General features: G+C 53.6%; 15 protein-coding genes. 4 read left to right on the top strand and 11 right to left on the bottom strand.

Annotated elements, in window-relative coordinates:
* Positions 1-295: 295 nt before the first annotated feature.
* Positions 296-592: an HNH endonuclease gene (locus FAP39_RS17995; protein WP_425471428.1), complete on the top strand. Its 297-nt coding sequence runs from the start codon at positions 296-298 to the stop codon at positions 590-592.
* A 223-nt stretch (positions 593-815) separates the two neighbouring features.
* Here FAP39_RS17995 and gyrB read toward each other — a convergent pair whose 3' ends face one another.
* The 8 genes from gyrB to FAP39_RS12740 form a co-directional block, all read right to left on the bottom strand.
* Entirely contained in the window at positions 816-3,233 is a 2,418-nt protein-coding gene (gyrB, locus tag FAP39_RS12775) for a DNA topoisomerase (ATP-hydrolyzing) subunit B (RefSeq protein ID WP_138016788.1), read from the bottom strand.
* A 154-nt stretch (positions 3,234-3,387) separates the two neighbouring features.
* Complete coding sequence (gene recF / locus FAP39_RS12770; protein ID WP_138016787.1) at positions 3,388-4,482, bottom strand: DNA replication/repair protein RecF; 1,095 nt, start codon at positions 4,480-4,482, stop codon at positions 3,388-3,390.
* Between the two features lie 56 nt (positions 4,483-4,538).
* Complete coding sequence (gene dnaN, locus FAP39_RS12765) at positions 4,539-5,657, bottom strand: DNA polymerase III subunit beta (RefSeq protein WP_138016786.1); 1,119 nt, start codon at positions 5,655-5,657, stop codon at positions 4,539-4,541.
* A 249-nt stretch (positions 5,658-5,906) separates the two neighbouring features.
* Complete coding sequence (gene dnaA, locus FAP39_RS12760) at positions 5,907-7,283, bottom strand: chromosomal replication initiator protein DnaA (protein WP_212743425.1); 1,377 nt, start codon at positions 7,281-7,283, stop codon at positions 5,907-5,909.
* Positions 7,284-7,788: 505 nt separating this feature from the next.
* Complete coding sequence (gene rpsT, locus FAP39_RS12755; RefSeq protein ID WP_138016785.1) at positions 7,789-8,052, bottom strand: 30S ribosomal protein S20; 264 nt, start codon at positions 8,050-8,052, stop codon at positions 7,789-7,791.
* Positions 8,053-8,280: 228 nt separating this feature from the next.
* Entirely contained in the window at positions 8,281-9,057 is a 777-nt protein-coding gene (locus FAP39_RS12750; RefSeq protein ID WP_138016784.1) for an enoyl-CoA hydratase, read from the bottom strand.
* Between the two features lie 64 nt (positions 9,058-9,121).
* Positions 9,122-9,973, bottom strand: a complete 852-nt coding sequence (gene mutM / locus FAP39_RS12745) for a bifunctional DNA-formamidopyrimidine glycosylase/DNA-(apurinic or apyrimidinic site) lyase (protein ID WP_138016783.1) — start codon at positions 9,971-9,973, stop codon at positions 9,122-9,124.
* Positions 9,952-10,578 carry a hypothetical protein gene (locus FAP39_RS12740; protein ID WP_138016782.1) on the bottom strand — a complete coding sequence of 209 codons (627 nt, stop codon included), beginning with the start codon at positions 10,576-10,578 and terminating at the stop codon, positions 9,952-9,954. The genes mutM and FAP39_RS12740 overlap by 22 nt, the downstream gene beginning before the upstream one ends.
* Before the next feature lie 105 nt (positions 10,579-10,683).
* On the opposite strand from FAP39_RS12740, the gene ubiE reads away from it, so the two are divergent.
* Complete coding sequence (gene ubiE, locus FAP39_RS12735) at positions 10,684-11,436, top strand: bifunctional demethylmenaquinone methyltransferase/2-methoxy-6-polyprenyl-1,4-benzoquinol methylase UbiE (protein ID WP_138016781.1); 753 nt, start codon at positions 10,684-10,686, stop codon at positions 11,434-11,436.
* A complete protein-coding gene (ubiB, locus tag FAP39_RS12730) occupies positions 11,433-12,965 on the top strand; it encodes a 2-polyprenylphenol 6-hydroxylase (RefSeq protein ID WP_138016780.1) in 1,533 nt (510 codons plus the stop codon). The genes ubiE and ubiB overlap by 4 nt, the downstream gene beginning before the upstream one ends.
* Before the next feature lie 85 nt (positions 12,966-13,050).
* Here the strand turns inward: ubiB and dapA are convergent, their stop codons facing one another.
* Positions 13,051-13,923, bottom strand: a complete 873-nt coding sequence (gene dapA, locus FAP39_RS12725; protein WP_138016779.1) for a 4-hydroxy-tetrahydrodipicolinate synthase — start codon at positions 13,921-13,923, stop codon at positions 13,051-13,053.
* A gap of 163 nt (positions 13,924-14,086) precedes the next feature.
* Between dapA and FAP39_RS12720 the strand changes: the two genes are divergently transcribed.
* Positions 14,087-16,042: a lytic transglycosylase domain-containing protein gene (locus FAP39_RS12720; RefSeq protein WP_138016778.1), complete on the top strand. Its 1,956-nt coding sequence runs from the start codon at positions 14,087-14,089 to the stop codon at positions 16,040-16,042.
* Between the two features lie 6 nt (positions 16,043-16,048).
* Here the strand turns inward: FAP39_RS12720 and FAP39_RS12715 are convergent, their stop codons facing one another.
* Together FAP39_RS12715 and mnmC2 are read right to left on the bottom strand one after the other, a co-directional pair.
* Entirely contained in the window at positions 16,049-16,915 is an 867-nt protein-coding gene (locus FAP39_RS12715) for a DMT family transporter (RefSeq protein ID WP_138016777.1), read from the bottom strand.
* The gene (gene mnmC2, locus FAP39_RS12710; protein ID WP_138016776.1) at positions 16,912-17,586 is read right to left on the bottom strand and encodes a tRNA (5-methylaminomethyl-2-thiouridine)(34)-methyltransferase MnmC2; all 675 of its coding nucleotides are present in this window, start codon (positions 17,584-17,586) and stop codon (positions 16,912-16,914) included. The genes FAP39_RS12715 and mnmC2 overlap by 4 nt, the downstream gene beginning before the upstream one ends.
* Positions 17,587-17,619: the final 33 nt, after the last annotated feature.

Raw genomic sequence — 17,619 nt, 5'->3', positions numbered from 1 at the left:
TCACGCTTGAACTCATCTGTAAATCTAATCCCTGACATCACTGTCTCCTTGCTTCCAAAATTACCAAGCAAGGCGTCTACAATTCTAGGGGCTATTCAATGACCTCTATACCGCTCTTAGCGGAATATATGAGCTTTCTATTTCTCTGCCATTTCCCAACAGCCCAATTGACGCATTCAATCAAGCAACAAATGGAATGCCGCGAACAACTCAAGCTGAAAGAAGGACAATTCAGCGGATCGGTCAAGACATCTACCGAGACGGCTTAATGTCGTTCTGAAATGGGCGCTGCCCATTGACTGATATCAGGGAGCCAGCACTGCTTCGAGCGTCTCATGCCAAGCCGTGGCGCGACTGTGAAGCTGATGTTGAGCGGTTAGATGTTCACAATGGCCTATTACTATCGGCGCTTTGGGACGCTGCCTTTGATAAGGGGATGATTACGTTCTCTGAAGAGGGTGACGTTGTGTGCTCTAAGACTCTGGGAAATGCCGCGCGAAGGAACTTGCTTGAGAATGCAGCAAGTAAGGTTGAGCTAACAGTAGAGCATCAGACTTACATGCATTGGCATCGACGCCACATCTTTCAGTAAGAAAATCTATCGATAAATATGTACCTTTTTTGAGAGTCGAATTTGGATGTCGCAAAGCTGCGATTTTCGCCCTCAATTTTTTCTTTTTTGACGAGTAAAAACGCCCCCCCCAAAAAATTTTGGCCTCGTTCGCATCACATCAAATATCGCAATGCGAACGATTTTGGTTATCTCGCGAAAAACTATGGGTGTCGCGAACGATTATGGGCAATCCTACAACGGGCTAGAAATCGAGATTTTCGACGCTGAGAGCATTCTTTTGAATGAACTCGCGACGTGGTTCGACCACATCTCCCATAAGTTTGGTAAAGAGATCATCCGCTTCGGCGATGTCTTCGACTTTTACTTGCAAGAGCGTCCGAGCATCGGGATCAAGCGTGGTCTCCCACAGTTGATCAGGGTTCATTTCTCCAAGGCCTTTATAGCGTTGTAGAGACAATCCTTTTTCACCTTCTGCCAAGATGGCACGCAATAGATCCAGCGGACCATTGATGATCTGGCTCCGATCTTTGCGGGTTAGGGTGGCCGACGTTCCATAAATTTCTTGCAGGCTTTCGGTAAAACTGCCCGATTTGCGTGCCTCGCCCGAGCGCAACATCGGCCCATCAAGCGTGCGAACCTCTTCTACACCACGCAAAATACGCGCGAGTCGGATGCCGTGATCTTGGGTAATGCGGCCTTGCCAGCCGTTTTCATATTCAAGCGCGATCAGGTTCAACCGTGCAGCGACCTTGTCGGCCACCCCTTGCAGATCTGCATCGACCACGCCGGGCACAAAGGCCCCCGCGATGGCGGCTTGTTCCAGAATGTGCCGCGGGTAATGCGTTGGAAAGGCGTCTAGAACGCGGCGCAGCTGGCGGGCTTCGCCCACGACACGAGCCAGGTCAGCCCCCATAATCTCTTCGCCATTGCCAAGGCGCAGCACCGTGCTGTCGATACCTTGTTCAACAAGAAAGTCATCCATAGCAGCCTGATCCTTGAGATAGACCTCGGATTTACCGCGACTGACTTTGTACAATGGCGGCTGTGCGATATAGAGATGCCCTTTTTCGATCAACTCGGGCATTTGACGATAGAAGAACGTCAACAGCAGCGTTCGAATGTGCGCCCCATCTACGTCCGCATCGGTCATGATAACGATTTTGTGGTACCGCAGTTTGTCGATGTTGAATTCATCGCGACCGATCCCTGTGCCAAGCGCCATGACAAGGTTGCCAATCTCCTGACTGCCCAGCATCCGGTCGAACCGTGCACGTTCTACGTTTAGAATTTTACCTTTTAGAGGCAAGATCGCCTGCGTTTGTCGATCACGCCCTGTCTGAGCTGATCCACCAGCAGAATCCCCCTCCACAAGAAAGACTTCGGTTTTGGAAGGATCTTTCTCGGAGCAATCTTTGAGCTTTCCGGCCAAAAAGTTCACATCCATTGCCGTTTTGCGGCGGGTCAGATCGCGCGCCTTGCGGGCCGCCTCACGGGCATGTGCCGCTTCGATGATCTTGGATACAATGGTTTTGGCTTCGTTCGGGTTCTCTTCGAACCACTCGGCCAACTTTTCGTTCACGAGGCCTTCGACGGCGGGGCGCACTTCCGAGCTGACCAGTTTGTCTTTGGTTTGCGAACTGAACTTTGGATCAGGAACTTTAACCGACAGAACACAGGTCAAACCTTCACGTGCGTCGTCGCCTGTAAAGGAAATCTTTTCCTTTTTGGCGATGCCTGTGGCTTGTGCATAGTTGTTGATCGTACGAGTCAGCGCCCCACGAAATCCAGCAATGTGGGTACCGCCGTCACGCTGTGGAATGTTGTTGGTGAACGGCAAGACATTCTCGTGATAACTGTCGTTCCACCACATGGCGACTTCAACGCCGATGTCGTCTTTTTCACCTTTTACATAGATAGGTTCCGGCAGCATCGACGTCTTGTGGCGATCAACGTATTTTACAAACTCTTTGACGCCACCGTCATAGTACAACTCAGTTCGCAGAGGCTCGGCGGGGCGTTCGTCTTCCAGAATGATCCGCACACCCGAGTTCAGGAACGCAAGTTCCCGCAGGCGTTTCTCGAGCGTGTCGAAGCTGTATTCAAGATTGCTAAAGGTGTCAGTCGAGGCCAGAAAACGCACCTCGGTCCCTTTGCGACCGTTGGCATCACCCACAACACGCAAATGTTCTGTTGTTTCGCCATGGCCGAATTTTGCAAAATGCTCTTTGCCATTGCGCCAAACGCGAAGTTCAAGCCAGACAGACAATGCGTTTACGACGGACACACCCACGCCGTGCAAGCCACCAGATACTTTATAGGAATTGCTGTCGAACTTACCGCCCGCATGCAGCTGGGTCATGATGACCTCGGCGGCTGAAACACCTTCTTCGGCGTGAAGATCGACGGGGATACCGCGACCGTTGTCGCTGACTGAAACGGAATTGTCCGCGTGAATTTTTACATTCACGGCATCGGCATGACCAGCAAGGGCTTCGTCAATGCCGTTGTCTACGACCTCATAGACCATATGGTGCAGGCCAGATCCGTCATCGGTGTCCCCAATATACATGCCAGGGCGTTTGCGAACCGCCTCTAAGCCTTTGAGAACCTTAATGGAATCTGCGCCGTATTCCTGGGTGTCTTGTGTCGCGTCGGACATATGGTCTTTTCCTTTATCAGTCCGGACAAAATATGGGTTTCAAGCAAGAATGTCACGCAAATGACGTAAGAAAAATCGTTTGTTTTGTGACGGGTTGCTTTGCTTGGAGGTTTCTATCTCTGGGCGATGTGTCGCACGATCAGCGATGTGGCTGTTAGCCCAGAAACGAGATGCCATCCGTGTCTTTGATATCGAAATATTGCGCGTTCTCGCCAAGCTCGGAAAATAGCTCTAGCCCGGTACCTGTCATCCAAGCTTGGCTCTTAAGAGTGCAAATTTCTTCGTATAATGCGGCGCGGCGATGTGCATCCAGATGCGCCGCCACTTCATCAAGAAGCAGGATCGGGGGTGCCCCGAACGTAGAAATGAGAGCCCGAGCATTTGCCAAAATCAGAGAGATCAGTAACGCCTTTTGCTCACCGGTCGAGCAATCCCGCGCATCAACACCTTTTGCTCGGTACGTCGCATGTAAGTCGTTGCGGTGTGGCCCCATCAGCGTACGGCCCGCGATCATATCTTGCTGCCGGTTTCGTGCAAATGCGAGCTGATAGCCTTGGGTTGTTTGGTCGATACCGTCTTCAGTGTGCAGCGCCAAATCAGCGACAGGAAACGAGGTTTCCGTGACATCCTGTGCCCGTTGCAGCTGTTCAAGGGTGGCGTGCCTGTGACGTTGTATGTCTTCTGCTGACGATGCCATCTGGTGTTCAAGCGCGTCAAACCAGCTTTGATCGCGGCTTTGATCTTTGAGTAGGCGATTGCGCTCTCGCATCGTGCGTTCATAAAGCAGTGAAGCATCCGCATGCGCTGGAAAAAATGAAAGCGCCATGCGGTCAAGAAACCGACGACGCCCCTCAGCACCTTCAATCCATAGTCGGTCCATCGATGGAATCAGCCATAGGACTCGTGCAATTTGTCCCAACCTTGTCTGTGGGGTCGGTTTTCCATCGATTTTAAGCTGCCGTGTACGCCCCTGATCAGACCAGATTTCAAGTTCGTGACGATGGGACAGAGATTGCAGTGTGCCGTTCAACTTCCAGCCAAGGCTTTCTGGACGTCGGCCCATGCTTTGCGCACTGGCGCGTCGCAACCCACGCCCAGGCGAGAAAAGCGACACCGCCTCGAGTATGTTGGTTTTTCCGGCACCATTGCGCCCATACAGCGCCACAGGGCGCGCATCACATGAGATAGTGCTGCGCTTGTGGGATCGAAAGTGCGAAAGCCTGAGCTCTGATATGTACAGAGAAGACATACAGTTACGGTCGAATTGGGAAATGTGAACGGACCGCCATCATCGGCGCGTGCCGCTTATACCCGCATCGGCATCACAACATACACAGCCGAGCTGTCGTTCCCTTCGCGCATCAACGTAGGGTCGCCTGCCGAGTTGAACATAAAGACGGCGTTCTCGCGATCCACCTGACTTGCGATCTCAAGCAGATACTTTGCGTTGAAACCGATTTCGAGGCGCTCGTCTGAATAGGCAACAACCAATTCTTCTTCTGCCGCGCCGCTATCGGGTGCGTTCACTGACAAGATCAAGCGATCCTCGTCGAGCTGCAATTTTACGGCACGGGACCGCTCGGATGACACTGTGGCCACACGATCGACGGCTTGTGCGAATTCAGTTGCGTCGACTTCGAGTTTGCGCGTGTTCCCAGTTGGAATGACGCGCGTATAATCAGGGAATGTGCCGTCAATGACTTTGGATGTCAGGGTGATATCAGGCGTCGCAAAGCGGATTTTGGTTTCAGATACAGAGACGGCAATTTGCATATCGTCGTCATCCAAGAGCTTGCGCATCTCTCCGACGGTCTTGCGGGGGACAATGACTCCCGGAAGATCCGCGGCGCCTTCTGGCAGGTCTGCATCGATACGCGCAAGGCGGTGACCATCCGTGGCAACACATCGCAGAACCTTGGCACCATCCGACTCAGACACATGCAAATATACGCCATTCAGATAGTATCGGGTCTCTTCAGTCGAAATCGCGAACTTCGACTTGTCAAACAGCCGGCGCAGGACAGGAGCAGGGGCCGAAAAATTGCTGGCATACTCAGAAGACGCCATAACGGGGAAATCTTCTTTGGGCAGGGTCGCAAGCGAAAAGTTCGAGCGACCAGCTTCGACAGTCAGACGTCCAGTTGTGCCGTCGTCAGTCAGCGTGACAAGCGCGCCATCTGGAAGTTTACGGACGATTTCATGTAATGTCGTCGCGGACACCGTCGTGGCACCAGCACGCTCAACCATAGCAGGGGCTTTGTCGACGACTTCGATATCAAGATCTGTGGCACGAAACTGAACCGTATTTCCTTCGGCTTCGATCAATACGTTCGATAGAATTGGAATGGTGTTCCGGCGCTCAACAACCGATTGTGCTTGCGAAACCGCCTTGAGCAAAATGCCACGTTCGATGCTGATCTTCATCCGATATTCCTCCGATAGCAGGGAAAGGCAAATTAGCGGTTTCCCCCTGTGGCTCAAGCCTTTTTTTCCTTTGTCGACATATTCCTAACAAGCGTCAAGGGACCCGTCGCAGTTGTTTTCAGCATTCTGAAGGTTCTGCGAGGGTTTCTTGGATTTTTTCAACATGGGTTTCAGTCAAAAAAGCTGCGCAAAAGGGCGCAGCTTTCTATGAGTGTCAGATATGTCAACGATCCATGTCGAAGTGGCGGATTAGGCCTCTAAGGCGCGACGCAACATCTCGAGGTCTTCGGCGATCTGGCCATCCTGCACCCGCAATTCCTCGATGCGCTTTACACCGTGCATGACAGTTGTGTGATCGCGCCCGCCAAAGCGGCGGCCAATTTCTGGCAGGCTGCGGCTGGTCAATTGCTTGCAAAGATACATCGCAACTTGGCGTGGACGTGCCAGTGTGCGGACCCGCTTTGGGCCGATCATTTCGCTGAGGCGAATATTGTAATGCTCGGCAACACGGCGCTGGATTTCTTCCACGGACACTTTGCGTTCCGAGGCCCGCAAGACATCGGACAGACAATCTTGGGTGAGCTCCATCGAAATCTCGCGCCCAACCAAAGAGGCAAAGGCGAACAAACGTGTCAGAGCGCCCTCGAGGACCCGCACATTTGTCGAAATTCGATGTGCCAAAAACTCTAGAATACCGTCTGCAACCTGAAGTTCAGGATATTGTTCGCGGTACTGCTCGACTTTGGACTGCAAAATTCCCAAGCGCAATTCGTAATCCGTGGGATGCAAATCAACCACGAGACCGCACTGAAGGCGGGACTTGATGCGATCCTCAAGGTGTTTGATTTCACCGGGGGCGCGGTCAGCCGAGATAATGATCTGTTTGTTCTGATCCACCAGTGCGTTGAATGTGTGGAAAAACTCTTCTTGGGTGCTGTCTTTGCCCGCGATGAATTGAACGTCATCCACCATGAGAACATCAACCGAGCGAAACAGTTCTTTGAAGTCCATCATTTTGCGATCGCGCAGAGCTTGAACAAACCGGTACATAAATTGTTCGGCTGAGAGATAGAGGACATTCAAATCCGGGCGGCGCGCCTGAAGTTCCCAGGCAATCGCGTGCATCAGGTGGGTCTTGCCCAAACCGACGCCGCCATACAGGAACAGCGGATTGAAGGTGACGGGACCACCTTCTGCAACGCGGTGGGCCGCAGCATTGGCAAGCTCGTTTGGCTTGCCGACGACAAAACTGTCAAACGTAAAACGCGCGTCCAGCGGGGCGCCAGGCAAGGGGTCTTTGGTCTTGCCAGAGCTCTTCTGAGCTGTCGACGATCTTTCGGGTGTCGATGTATTGGACGTTGCACGAGTCGGTGCAGCAGAGGCATGCGCCGGGACACGGAAATGCACACGTTGAATTTGTTCGCCAGTCGTTGCCAGCTGGTGCAGAATCAAATCGCCAAAGTTCTGCGACACATAGTTGCCGATGAAATTGGTGGGAACATGGAACGTTGCGACGCCATCATTCAGGTCTGAAAATTCAAGTGGTTCAATCCACGTTGTATAATTATTTTGGCCGATGGTCCTTAACAGGTCCTCTTGCAGTGCGCCCCATTGATCTTGTGTCATGTATCCCCGTTTCTGAGCCTTCAGCCGTACGTCGTTGAGCCAATAGGCCCAAAAATTGCCATCCCTGCGCCCCATCCCCTCGAGCTCAGCACGTGCAAGCAGGTCACGCGAAATCAAACATCCAGAGCCCGCCAAAGTCCCCACTCGGACGGGTTGATGTCGTCATGCGCGCATTTTGCGCTGAAACAGGAAACAAACCGGAAGCACTATGGCTTCTGGCCGCACATAAGACCTGACCCAATCACGAGTGACGGGTTGGCCGTTATGATGTGCGAGAGCCAATCCAGATTGGCGTTCATTCCCCCAAGGCGATGTGAATCGCTGGAATGAAACTAGCAACTTCCTGAGGGCGCGGGCAACTGATCTTCGAACTTGACTCTGAGTTTTCAGAAAAAGAATCTCTCGTCCAGTTTTTGACGTGCTTAAAACAGAAAAGACGCCGCAAGCTGCGACGTCTTTTCTTTGAATGTGTTAGCCAGAAAACTGGCACGTCTCGAGGTCTGGATTAGCCCAGAACTTTGACGCGTGCGCTCAGACGCGACATTTTCCGCGATGCGGTGTTTTTGTGGTAGATGCCTTTGGACACGCCACGCATCAGCTCTGGCTGAGCAGCGCGCAGAGCAGCAGTTGCGGCGTCTTTGTCGCCAGAAGCAATGGCTTCTTCAACTTTGCGCAGCTCTGTGCGGATACGCGAACGGCGTGCTTTGTTTACTTCCAAGCGGCGCTCGTTCTGACGGGCGCGCTTCTTTGCTTGTGGTGAATTTGCCATGAATCTTAGACCCTTAGGTTATGTTCGGTTCAGTTCTTAATACGTGCCACTGCCCAAACGGGTCCCGAATGTATCGGGTGATTCTAGCCAGAGCGGGCTGCACGCGCATGTATGACGGCTGCCTATACAGGCATTTTTCTGCTGTGAAAAGTGAAAATTCACCTTGGCTGGATATTTAGCCATTTGAGTTTTGGGGCTGCCGTCTGGATAACAACAGCCCCAAAGCGATTATCTATCGCGGAATTGAGCTTGCCGTTTTTCAATAAACGCGGCCATGCCTTCTTTTTGGTCTTCTGTCGCGAACAAAGAGTGGAACAAGCGACGCTCAAGGCGCAGGCCCTCGGCCAATGTTGTTTCATAGCTGCAGTTGACAGCCTCTTTTGCGGTCCGCGCTGTGATCAGAGATTTTTCTGCGATCTTGGACGCAGCCCCCATGGCCTCGTCCATCAGCTTTTTTGCAGGGACGACGCGCGACACCAGTCCAGAGCGCTCTGCTTCGTCGGCGTTCATAAAGCGGCCGGTCAGGTTCATGTCCATGGATTTGGATTTACCCACAAAGCGCGTCAATCTCTGGCTGCCGCCAATACCGGCAATAACGCCCAGATTGATTTCCGGTTGTCCGAACTTCGCATTGTCGCCCGCGATGATAAAGTCACACGCCATCGCAAGTTCACATCCGCCACCTAAGGCATATCCGCCAACAGCGGCGATGATCGGCTTGCGCACAGTTGCCATGCGATCGTTGATTGCGCCAAACAGGTTGATGTTGCTGACATCGACAAAGCCCATATCGGACATTTCTTTGATGTCGGCGCCTGCGGCAAATGCTTTTTCCGAGCCGGTTACAACAATGCACCGCACTTTGTCGTTTGCGTCTGCAGCTTCTAACGCATCCAGAAGTTCTGACACCAATTGGTTGTTCAGCGCATTCAGAGCGTCAGGTCGGTTCAGTTTGATGAGGGCAATATGATCCTCAATTTCGACGATAATCGTCTCAAAAGCCATGAGTGGTGCTTTCTGTTGTTCCGGTCAGGATCGATTCCTTACCACTGTTGATATTCGGATCAAGCTATCTTTGGCATTGCGAACAAAAGAAAGTTGAGCGTCCACTCTGAGTGATTCGCTCGATTGTGGTGGCGCAATCAGGGGTGTGACACACATCACCTTCACGTCCATAGACGTCAAAGCTATGTTGAAAATATCCAAGCTCTCCATCGGCTTGGCGGAAATCTTTGAGCGAAGATCCCCCCGCATCAATGGCATCTGATAGCACTTGGCGAATGACAGGAACCAAGGATTTTACCTGATTTTTTCCAATATCCCGAGCTTTGCGGAGCGGTGATATTCTTGCGCGGAAAAGCGCCTCGCAGACGTAAATATTGCCAAGCCCAGCCACGATGCGCTGATCAAGAAGCGCAGATTTGATCGGTGTGTTGCGTTTACTGAGTCGTTCCATGAGGTAGGCGTCATCAAAACTGTTGCCCAATGGCTCGGGTCCGAGCTTGGTCAAAAGTGGATGTGCGTCGGCTGCGTCAGTGGACATCATGTCCATAGCACCGAAACGGCGGGGGTCGTTGAAGGTGATACGCGCACCGTTGTCCATGTCAAATACCACATGATCGTGTTTTTGTGCGTGAGGGTGGGTATGGGCAAACTGCCCAAGTGGATCGCCTGAAACCGTCATGCGCCCGGACATGCCCAAGTGCACCAACAATGTTTCTTGTGTATCCAAATCCGCCAGAATGTACTTGGACCGTCGCCGCAACGCGATCACGCGTGCCCCCGTTAAGCGTTCTGCCATGCGGTCGGGAAACGGCCACCTGAGATCCGGTCTGTTCACCGACGCTTTTGAAATGACGGCGTTCAACATAGCAGGGCTAAGCCCGCGCCGCACGGTTTCTACCTCGGGAAGCTCGGGCATGGTGAGTATGGTTCCTGTGTTAGCGCAGTCGTCAAAGCGTTATACAGTGTTTCGTGGCCTTGCACATATTTGACAACATAAGCCTTTTGCCCGCCGACGAACTCCAGCCGATACACCCCATTTGAGTCTTCGGCGTACCGGAGCTTACGCAACTCATAGCGGGTGCGCCCGAACGTCAGTCCCGTATTGATCAATTCACCGTCAAAAATGATCACCTCGTACGCGAAGATATAGAAGTTGTAGTAGATATAGATCGCGACAGCGGGCAGCACCCAGAGCGTCTGGCTGAGCGGCAGCCCTGCGGTAATGTCTGCGACGACGCTCTGACCAATCATAAACATCAGACAGCTGCTTAGAAATAGCCCGCTTAGGCGGAACCCCCATGTGGTCCGAAAGGTCAGGCGGTCAAACGTTTGCGCGGGCGGAAGGGTGCTGCCTGCGCTGGCGACAATGTCGACGTTGCGCTGGTTAAACGATTGGCGGGCGGGTTTTTCACCCAGCTCGCGCGCGCCCATCAGGCGGCGAAATCCTAGGAAACGGCCAAATACAATGTGGATGCCCACTGCGAGTACCAAATACAGGCCCAGCATTTTCAAATCAAACATGGAAAAACTCTTGGAAACGCATGCGCGTCAAATGGTGGTTTGTGTCTTGTGGAATGAATGTGTATCTCGAAACAGACAGAAATATGGCGATGCTAGGATTTTCCGATGTCCGCTCAAGGCGATAAAACCACTCATTTTGGATTTGAAACTGTTCCCGAGGCTGAAAAGGCCGGGCGGGTGCAAGGCGTATTCAATTCCGTAGCTTCCAAGTATGACGTTATGAACGACGTCATGAGCATGGGCATCCACCGCGTTTGGAAAGATGCCATGATGGATTGGCTGGCACCACGTCCCGACCAAAAGCTGCTGGATGTGGCTGGTGGTACTGGGGATATTTCATTTCGGTTTCTCAAACGTGCTGGGCGTGGACATTCCACCGTCTTGGATCTGACCGAGCCGATGTTGGTCGAAGGCCGCAAGCGCGCCGAGGCCGAGGAGATGGCCGAGAGCCTTGATTGGGTTGTCGGGGATGCAATGGCTCTGCCTTTCGAAGACAACACATTTGACGTGTATACGATCAGCTTTGGTATTCGAAACGTCACCCGCCCCCAAGAAGCGCTGAACGAAGCGTTCCGTGTGCTCAAGCCCGGTGGCCGTTTGATGGTCTTGGAGTTTAGCCAGATTCCGAATGATATGATGCAAAAGGCATATGATCTGTACTCGTTCAATATCATTCCGCGGATGGGACAGCTGATTGCAAATGATCGCGACAGTTATCAGTATCTTGTCGAATCCATCCGAAACTTTCCTGATCAGGATACGTTCTTGGGCATGTTGCGCACGGCAGGCTTTGAAAATGCAAAATACCGGAACCTAAGTCTCGGCATTGCGGCCTTGCATTCGGGGTGGAAAATTTGAGAGGCCCACACAATATCTGGCGGCTGATCCGCACGGGCGCCACGTTAGAGCGCACCGGAGCCATGGGTGTCGTTCTGGACGCCTTCGAAGCGCCGCCTCAGTTGCGAATTGTTGTCCGCACGCTGGTGTGGCCGTTCCGCTGGCTAGGTATCAAAGGGGATACATCTGCGCCGCCTTTGCCACGTGCGCTGACCGCGTTGGGGCCGGCGTATATTAAGTTTGGCCAAGTGCTTTCGACACGTCCGGACGTGGTGGGGTCGGACCTTGCTACACAGTTGCGGGTGCTTCAGGACAAGTTGCCTCCGTTTGATCTCGCGACGGCCAAGACTGCGGTGGAAACCGAGCTTGGTATGCCGGTTGACGACATGTTTTCAGAGTTTTCCGAGCCGGTTGCAGCGGCGTCCATTGCACAGGTCCACAAAGCGCGGCTGGCCGAGACAGGCGAAGAAGTTGCAGTAAAGGTTTTGAGGCCTGGCATTGAAAAGGCCTTTCGCAAAGACGTCGACGCCTACTATTTTGCGGCGGACATGATTGAGCTGTTGTCGCCTGCGTCGCGGCGGTTGCGTCCGCGAGAGGTGATTGAACACTTTGATGGTGTGGTGACAGGTGAATTGGATTTGCGCCTAGAAGCCGCGTCGGCAAGCGAGTTCTCTGCGAACACGGTGGGTGACGCTGGCTTTCAGCTTCCGACTGTAAACTGGATGTACTCTGGCAAGCGTGTGATGACGCTTGGATGGGCCGAAGGCGTGTCGCTGGGCGACAACGAGGCGCTGGATGCAGCGGGACATGATCGTCATGCGCTGGGCAGTCGGGTGCTCGAGCTATTCTTGAGCCATGCGCTTAGAGATGGGTTTTTCCATGCGGATATGCACCAAGGAAATCTGAAGGTTGCGGCCAACGGGGATATCATTGCTTATGATTTCGGCATCATGGGCCAAATTGATGAATATACTCGGCGCGTGTACGCAGAAATTTTGTTTGGATTTATCCAGCGAGACTATCGCCGCGTTGCCGAGGTCCATTTCGAAGCTGGCTATGTCCCAGCAGATCGCAACGTCGATGAATTTGCCCGGGCGTTGCGTGCCGTAGGTGAGCCGATTTTTGGCATGGATGCGACGCGCATCTCAATGGGGCGGTTGCTAAGCTATCTCTTTGAGGTGACAGAGCGTTTTGGTATGGAAACGCGGACAGAACTTATTTTGCTTCAGCGGACCATGGTCGTGGTCGAGGGCGTGTCACGCTCGCTAGACCCTGAGGTGAATATTTGGAATGTCGCGCATCCGGTTGTCGAGGACTACATCAAGCAAAGCCTGGGCCCCAAAGCTTTGGCCAAAGACCTGATGAAGACTGCGCGTGTGTTGGGGCGGTTCGGACCGCGATTGCCAGGACTGGTCGAAGATCTTTTGACGCGCCAGTCGGACACTCAGGATGAAGATATCCGTAAAGGATGTCCGATGATGTTCCTAGGCGGTGCGGTCGGCGTGGCCTGTGGCATTGGGGCTGTTCTGGTGTTCAACGCGATGACCTAGAGAGGCGCGCGCTCTTGACGGGAGCTGCCCAACAAAAAAGCCTCGACCGAATGGTCGAGGCTAATTTTTTCGGAAATGGAAAATGTTAGAGCAGGCCCGCGTGCGCGAGTGCAGCATCAATTTGAGCCATCGTGTCGTTGGATAGACCTGTCAGGGGTAACCGGACCTCGTCATTGCACAACCCAAGTTTTGACATCGCATATTTCGCACCGACGACGCCGGGTTCGGCAAAGATGGCCATATGCAGCGGCATGAGTTGATCCAGAAGCTTGAGCGCGGTGGCATAATCGCCTTCCAGCGTGGCTGCTTGGAATGTGGCGCAAAGTTTTGGTGCGACGTTTGCTGTCACCGAAATACAGCCGACACCCCCATGCGCGTTGTACCCCAGCGCTGTCGCGTCTTCGCCCGACAGTTGGATAAAGTCAGCCCCACAGGTGATACGCTGTTGTGGAACGCGTGACAGATCACCGGTGGCATCTTTGACGCCGACGATCCGCGGTAGCTTGGCCAGTTCACCCATCGTTTCAGGTGTCATATCCACAATCGAACGTCCGGGGATGTTGTAGATAACGATCGGCAACGTACAGCAATCATGAACGGCTGTGAAATGTGCGATCAGTCCACGCTGGGTAGGTTTGTTGTAATACGGTGTCACAACAAGAATCGCATCGGCGCCGACTTTTTCAGCGTGCTGTGCCAACCGGATCGATTCGAGTGTGTTGTTCGAGCCGGCACCAGCAATGACCGGCACGCGCCCAGCCGCGGCTTTGACGACTTCTTCGACAACCTGTTCGTGCTCGCGGTGGGTCAATGTGGGGCTTTCACCTGTGGTCCCGACCGGAACGAATCCGTTGGTGCCTTCACCGATGTGCCATTCGACCAGCTTCTTGAGCGTTTCCAGATCCAGCTCGCCGTTCGTAAACGGCGTGACGAGTGCGGGAATGGACCCTTTAAACATGACACGCTCCTTTTTTATTGCGTAGCTGGGCGAAACGCCCAAATTTGTTAAACGCGCGGACCCTAGCGGGAAGATGCCGCCTTGCCAAGTTTGTGATTTGAAGGCACGGTGCCGCACATTTATGGTTGGGTTCTATCCTTTGTCGCATTGGAAATTGCAAGAGATGTTGCGTATTTGTCTGGCAGTGTTGCTATCGTTTTTTTGGGTTTTTGCAGCATTGGCACAATCAGCCCCCGATGTCGCACGCGGAATGGAGGCCGTCAGAGCCAAAGATTGGGCCAGTGCCACCCGTGCAGTCAGTGGAAATGGCCCCATTACGCGGGACACCATTGAGTGGCATCGCCTAAGAGCGGGCGAGGGGACACCCAAACAGGTGCTGGCATTCCTAGCACGCAGACCCGATTGGCCCGGATTGCCATATTTGCGCAAACAATCAGAAGAGGCATTTCAGGATGCCACGCGCGATCAGCAGCTCAAGTTCTTTAGTTATGGGGATGCGCAAACGGCCCAAGGTGTTCTGCTTCAGGCGCGGGCGCTGTCCAAAACGGGACGGTCAACCGAGGCCAATACTCTGGTGGTGAACGCATGGCGCTCGATGGAGGTTGGGCCCCAATCACACGCTATTTTTCTGGACCGATATGGCAAGTTGCTTAAACCGCACCACTCCGCGCGTATGGATATGGTGCTTTGGAAAAGTTGGAAAAATAATGCCAACCGTATGAAACCGCTGGTGTCTAACGGCTGGGGCGCTCTGGCCGATGCCCGTTTGGGGTTGCGTGCGCGGGTCAAGAATGTCGATAGCCTGATTTCGGCGGTGCCGCGCAATCTGCAAAACGATCCGGGGTTGGCGTATGAGCGGTTTGTCTGGCGTGCGCGTAAAGATCGGGACGCGTCTGCGATTGAATTGCTACTTGAACGAAGCCGGGCGCAAACGCTTGGTCAGCCCAAGGACTGGTCGCGCCGTCGCAGAGGCTTGGCGCGTGAACAGATGCGAGCCAAGAACTATAAAACCGCTTATGCCATTGCCTCGACACACGGGATGTCGGCAAAGGATGGATATGCCTATGCAGATTGCGAGTGGCTGTCTGGATATGTCGCCCTTAGATTTCTGAACAAACCCGGTGTTGCTTTGGGGCACTTCAAACGGTTCGAAGCGGTTGTGGAAACGCCGATTTCACTGGGTCGCGGAGGGTACTGGATTGGGCGCGCTTATGATGCCATGGGTGAAACGACGCGCGCACAGGCGGCCTATCAACGCGGGGGAGCCCATCAGACAAGTTTCTATGGCCTGCTTGCTGCAGAAAAGGCGGGTCTCAAGTGGGATCGTTCTCTGAGAGGGGATGAGGCGTTCGCAAATTGGCGAAACGCGCCGTATACCAAAACATCCGTGCATCAGGCCGCAGCGCTATATCTCAAGGCAGGAGAACTGTCTTTGGCTGAACGTTTCTGGGTGCATTTGTCGGAAACCCAAGATCGGCATACGCTGGGCCAAATGGGCACGATGGCGCAAGAAATGAATGTGCCCCATGTTGCAGTGATGCTTGGGAAAAAGATGGTGCGTCGTGGTGTGACTTTGCCCGGTCCTTACTATCCGCTGCACCCAATGATTGTGAATCGCAAGCTGCCTGTCCCGACCGAAATGGCGTTGGCAATTGCGCGGCGCGAAAGCGAATTTGATCCCGTGGTGGTCAGCGGCGCTGGTGCGCGAGGGTTGATGCAGGTGATGCCAAATACGGCGCGCCAAGTTGCGGCGGCTGTCGGTGAGCCCTATAGCCATGCGTGGTTAACGGCCAAGCCGGAGTATAATGTGACCTTGGGCTCGGCTTATCTTGCGGGATTGGCGCGACAGTTCGATGGCAATGTGATTATGATGGCCGCCGGATATAACGCCGGACCCAGCCGTCCGGTGCGTTGGATGAAGGATCGCGGTGACCCGCGCCGCCGTGGTGGTATGGATATGGTTGATTGGATCGAGCACATCCCGTTCAATGAAACGCGCAACTACGTCATGCGCGTCTCAGAGAGCCTTCCTGTTTATCGCGCACGGTTGGGGCAAAAGCCTCATCCGGTGCCCTTTAGCAAAGAGCTGGTTGGGTCCACTGTCCGCGAAATCAAATAGGTGCGCCTAAGTGGCGTTCCTTTCGCGCCACAAGGTGAACAGCCCTGCGCCGACCACGATGACGGCCCCAATGGCGACGTTCACGCGCAGGGTCTCGCCAAAGGCCAGCATCCCAAGAGCGGCGGCAAAAGGGAGCTGTAGATACGCAAAGGGCTGTACTGCGCTGGCTTCGGCGTGGTCATAGGTTTTGATCAGCAACCAATGCCCCAAGACACCTGAGATGCACAGAATACCCATCCAAATCCAGTTTTGAGGATTGATTGGTTCCCAATACCAAATCCCGATGGCGGTCATGGTGACCATGCCCACGGTTCCCGTATAAAAGAAGCTTACGGCGGACCCGTCGCTTGATGCGACATATCTGGTCAAGAGGCCATAGACGGCAAACATCAACGCCCCCACAAGAGGTATGATTGCAGCCGGAGAAAAGACCCCAAATCCCGGTTGCAAGATGATCAGAACACCAATCATGCCGATGCCGATTGCGGCCCAGCGTCTCCAACCGACGCGTTCACCAAGGATCGGGCCAGACAAGGCCGCGATAATCAGTGGATAACAGATAAAGATCGCGTGTGTTTCGGTAAGGCCGAGAATGGTAAAAGACACAACGGTGACTATGATTTCAAGGGCCAGCAATGCGCCGCGAATAATCTGTAGAGCGAGATGTTTGGTTTGTATGATCTTACGCAACCCCCCGGGGCGGCGGGCTGAAATGGCGATGACAAAGGCCGCAAAAAACCAGTATCGGATCATGACAACCAGATAGACGTTGTATTCGCTGGCAAGGTGCCTTGAAATTCCATCCTGCATGGCAAACACAAATGTGGTCAAACACATTAGGATGATGCCAAGACGTGTGTTGTTCTGTGTCATGGGATTTTTCGCGCTATGGTCATATGACGTTTGCGCCCGAATCCCGGCACGCGTGTGATCTCGAACCCGGCGTCGGCCAAGTTGCGTCGTACAAAACCGGCCGCTGTATAGGTGGCCAAGGTTCCAGTGCTGACAGTATGTGTGCCAACATGTTTCATCAGGTCCGCATCCCAGAGTTCGGGGTTTTTGGCGGGAGAGAAACCGTCGAGAAACCAAGCATCCGCTTGAAACTCTTGGAGCGGTAACGTTCTGCGCGCATCACCGATCACGACCTGCGCATTGATCCCGTCGAGTGTCGAGAGTGTGTGATCTTGGGCCCAAGCATTCACCAAGCGCGTGGCGTAAGGCGCCAGTGCGGGGAATGCATCAAGGGCGCGGGCCATTTCGTCGGCAGAGATCGGGAAAGCCTCGAAGCTGGTAAACGTTAGGGGGGTAGACATATCGGCCTGATCCCACGCGGCCCATGCCGTCAATAAGTTTAGCCCTGTCCCAAAGCCCAGCTCTGCAATATGAAAACCGTCTCTAAATCGGTCAGGCAGATGATTGCCCTGCAAGAAGACATGCGTGGTTTCGGCCAACCCGTCTTCCAAGCTGAAATACGGGTCGTCAAACTGTGTTGAAACAGGGATGGCGCCATCACGCCATTCCAGATTTGCCTGCTGGTCGCTCATGTTAAGATGCCTTAGAGGAAACGTAGGAAAATC

Source organism: Shimia litoralis (assembly GCF_005518135.1).
Classification (GTDB): Bacteria; Pseudomonadota; Alphaproteobacteria; order Rhodobacterales; family Rhodobacteraceae; genus Shimia_E; species Shimia_E litoralis.
The sequence above is the reverse complement of the archived record's forward strand: the minus strand, read 5'-3'. Positions and strand labels throughout refer to the sequence as shown.

Coding starts and splice junctions, on each gene's coding strand:
- gyrB (WP_138016788.1), bottom strand. CDS start 3,233: ATGTCCGACGCGACACAAGACACCCAGGAATACGGCGCAGATTCCATT.
- recF (WP_138016787.1), bottom strand. CDS start 4,482: ATGTCTTCTCTGTACATATCAGAGCTCAGGCTTTCGCACTTTCGATCC.
- dnaN (WP_138016786.1), bottom strand. CDS start 5,657: ATGAAGATCAGCATCGAACGTGGCATTTTGCTCAAGGCGGTTTCGCAA.
- dnaA (WP_212743425.1), bottom strand. CDS start 7,283: ATGACACAAGATCAATGGGGCGCACTGCAAGAGGACCTGTTAAGGACC.
- rpsT (WP_138016785.1), bottom strand. CDS start 8,052: ATGGCAAATTCACCACAAGCAAAGAAGCGCGCCCGTCAGAACGAGCGC.
- FAP39_RS12750 (WP_138016784.1), bottom strand. CDS start 9,057: ATGGCTTTTGAGACGATTATCGTCGAAATTGAGGATCATATTGCCCTC.
- mutM (WP_138016783.1), bottom strand. CDS start 9,973: ATGCCCGAGCTTCCCGAGGTAGAAACCGTGCGGCGCGGGCTTAGCCCT.
- FAP39_RS12740 (WP_138016782.1), bottom strand. CDS start 10,578: ATGTTTGATTTGAAAATGCTGGGCCTGTATTTGGTACTCGCAGTGGGC.
- ubiE (WP_138016781.1), top strand. CDS start 10,684: ATGTCCGCTCAAGGCGATAAAACCACTCATTTTGGATTTGAAACTGTT.
- dapA (WP_138016779.1), bottom strand. CDS start 13,923: ATGTTTAAAGGGTCCATTCCCGCACTCGTCACGCCGTTTACGAACGGC.
- FAP39_RS12720 (WP_138016778.1), top strand. CDS start 14,087: ATGTTGCGTATTTGTCTGGCAGTGTTGCTATCGTTTTTTTGGGTTTTT.
- FAP39_RS12715 (WP_138016777.1), bottom strand. CDS start 16,915: ATGACACAGAACAACACACGTCTTGGCATCATCCTAATGTGTTTGACC.
- mnmC2 (WP_138016776.1), bottom strand. CDS start 17,586: ATGAGCGACCAGCAGGCAAATCTGGAATGGCGTGATGGCGCCATCCCT.